The sequence below is a fragment of the Methanospirillum sp. genome (genome assembly GCF_028679455.1).
Taxonomy (GTDB): domain Archaea; phylum Halobacteriota; class Methanomicrobia; order Methanomicrobiales; family Methanospirillaceae; genus Methanospirillum.
Window position 1 is genome coordinate 1 of the sequence record NZ_JAJRBM010000295.1, and the last position, 2,840, is coordinate 2,840.

Annotated in this window: 3 protein-coding genes and 1 pseudogene; all 4 read left to right on the forward strand. The window is 47.3% G+C overall.

The window, feature by feature from the left end; all coding sequences use genetic code 11:
- Positions 1 to 192: hypothetical protein (locus tag LUQ50_RS10030; RefSeq protein WP_300039697.1), on the forward strand; the 192-nt coding region annotated here is incomplete at its 5' end.
- 176 nt (positions 193 to 368) lie between these two features.
- Entirely contained in the window at positions 369 to 1,430 is a 1,062-nt protein-coding gene (locus LUQ50_RS10035) for a hypothetical protein (RefSeq protein ID WP_300039700.1), read from the forward strand.
- Positions 1,431 to 1,512: 82 nt separating this feature from the next.
- On the forward strand, positions 1,513 to 2,421 hold the full coding sequence (locus tag LUQ50_RS10040; protein ID WP_300039698.1) for an ABC transporter ATP-binding protein: 909 nt from the start codon (positions 1,513 to 1,515) through the stop codon (positions 2,419 to 2,421).
- Positions 2,418 to 2,840: pseudogene (locus tag LUQ50_RS10045) on the forward strand (ABC transporter permease); the annotation flags it as partial. The gene LUQ50_RS10040 and the pseudogene LUQ50_RS10045, both read left to right, overlap by 4 nt.

The following is a 2,840-nucleotide window of genomic DNA, read 5'->3' on the forward strand; positions in this document are numbered from 1 at the left end:
AGGCAATTTTTATTATTTATAATTTTGAATAATTTGTATGGTGACTGCATGTTTTGGAATTTCTACGGTACAGGATACCCGCGCAATCAGGAAATGGTTATCCGGATCTATAACCGGAAGTTCATAAAAAAAGGGTGCCAGAGTTCAGAGGGTGAGAAAAGGGTTTTTGAAAATTGTGATTCCTGCTTTTGAATAGATAATCTCCCATGGTGCGAGTGAATGGATAGAGTCCTGAATCCTTTGATCGATATCTGATATCTCCATCCGGCAATGAGAAGAACTGACCGATGTGAGTATCTGCTTTGAGGTCTTATCTATATATATTAGAATCCCGGTTCTCTTAAGAACCAGGAAGGTAGTTGGGAAGAGTGATTTCACTTCGTTTTTACCGCATATACGATATTGGAAGGGAGATTGATCTCGATCAGCTCGAACGCGAACTGGCCCGCAGTTATTTCACCGCACGTGCCAGTTTTCTGCGGGTCAACCCGAAGTCTATCATGATGGAGAACCCGCCACTCGTGCTTAAGATGCATGAGGTAAGCGTTGAGCGGGAAGGTATTACCTTTAACCTGCATGTAATCGCCCGGCTGTATGATATCGGAGCAATCAGTCTCTGTTTTTTATTTGAGGATCATGATGCTCCTTCCTCTGCACTGGAGGATACAGCCCTGCTCTTTGCCAGGCATGAAGGGATTTCATCTCTCTTTACGATATACCTGAAGAATCTTGGGGAGATTCTTGGGCCTCATATCACCAATCTCTCTATAGAATCTGATTTCTTTGAAGATTACACAATTTATATCACTGACCGGATAGACAAGAGCATCGATCCAGCGGTTCTGTTGAGTGGTGAACGGACTCATTTCTCACCACAGATGCGTGAAGAGATCGTCAGGAATTCGCTCAGTTATACCACAGATGATGTTGCCATCCTCTCCTACGATTCAGCCCTCCTCTGCAATCCTGAGACCCCCACTGATCTAATTGATCTCATTGAGTTTGCCAACGTGCAGGTACTGGAACTCAGGTACTATGACCGGTTACTGACCAGACAGATGGCAAAGATGTATGATGATATGGAACAGGCAGACCGTATGCCCAGGTTCAGGCGGATGCGCCAGTATCATGCAATCATGTCCCAGTTGATGGAAAGTTATGCAGAGATCTCCGAGATCACCGAAAAAGTCAACAACCTGATCAAGGTCACTGAAGATGTCTACTATGCACGGGTGTATGCAACGGTCCTGAAGGTGATGCGAAGCAGTCAGTGGAGTGAGAGTGTGGGCAGAAAGATCGAGGTAATCCATGAAAACTACTCCATGCTCTCTGAAGAAGTCCGAATTCAGCATTCAAATTTCCTTGAATGGGTTGTGATTATTCTCATCGCGATGGAATGCGTCCTTGGGCTCCTGAGGACCGCTCATTAATCGGTATCGTATTGTAATGCCCTGGTTCACCCAGGGTGCAAACACATGTGATCATGTATCCAAAAAAGTTCAGGAATTTCAAATGCCAGGGATTATAGAAGCAGTACAACTTAGGAAAGCGTATGGTTCCCTTACTGCAGTTGACGGGATATCATTTTCAGTGCAAGTTGGGGAATTATTTGGATTTCTTGGGCCAAACGGAGCAGGAAAGACAACCACCATGAGGATGTGTGAGTGTCTCTCTCCCCGATCTTCAGGTTCACTACAGATCTTCTCTCTGGACCCTGATATGTCTGGCAGAGAGATTCGCAGCCGTCTTGGTGTAGTACCTCAGGAGACCAATCTTGATGATGAACTGACCGTAACTGAAAATCTTCAGATCTACGCCTCGTTTTTTGAGATACCTTCTGAAGAGGCACGGAGCAGAACTGAAGAACTACTTGAGTTCTTCGAACTTACCTCAAAGCGGGATACACTGATCGAACAGCTCTCCGGAGGGATGAAACGGCGTCTGCTTCTGGCACGGGCAATGATCAACCGTCCTGAGATTTTGATTCTCGATGAACCAACAATCGGGCTGGATCCCCAGGCACGTCATCATATCTGGGAACGTCTTCTTCATATCAGAAGTCAGGGCAATACCATTGTCCTGACCACTCATTATCTTGATGAAGCCGCCCGACTCTGTGACCGGCTGGTGATCATGGATCATGGAACCATCCTCGTTGAGGGTTCACCCCGGGAACTGGTTGATACTCATATCGGCATGGATATCGTGGAGGTAGATCAGACTCCGGCAGTACTAGCCTGCCTGCAGTCGCAGTATATCCCTTATGAATCCGGTGGTGAAACTATCCAAATCAGGACCAAAACCCCGAGAGAGATTGCCGATCTTCTGCTGACCGAATGTCCTGGTGTCCGGGTGATTACACGGCCTGCAACCCTTGAGGATGTTTTTCTGATGCTCACCGGCAGGAGACTGCGGGAATGACCCGGTTATTCGGCATCGGGAGAATGGAGTTGCGGAGTGCCTATCATATCTGGTATCGGAACCTGCTCGTATTCAGGAAAAATATCAAGGTTAATTCTCTTCCCCCGTTTATTGAACCGCTGCTCTACCTCGGTGCAATCGGATTTGGTATCGGGACTTATGTCGGAGAAGTGGACGGGATTCCGTTTGTACGTTTCATCGCCCCTGCTGTGCTTGCTGCTTCGGTAATGAATGCATCATTCTTCGAATGTGCCTATGGTACTTTTGTCAGGATGTATTATCAGAAGGCCTTTGACGCAATTATGGCAACTCCGGTTAGCATACGCGAGATTGTGATGGGAGAGATTCTCTGGGGAGCGACCCGCGGGCTGATCTCAGCCGGGGCAATTCTACTGGTCCTCTCCCTGCTTGGCCTCGCC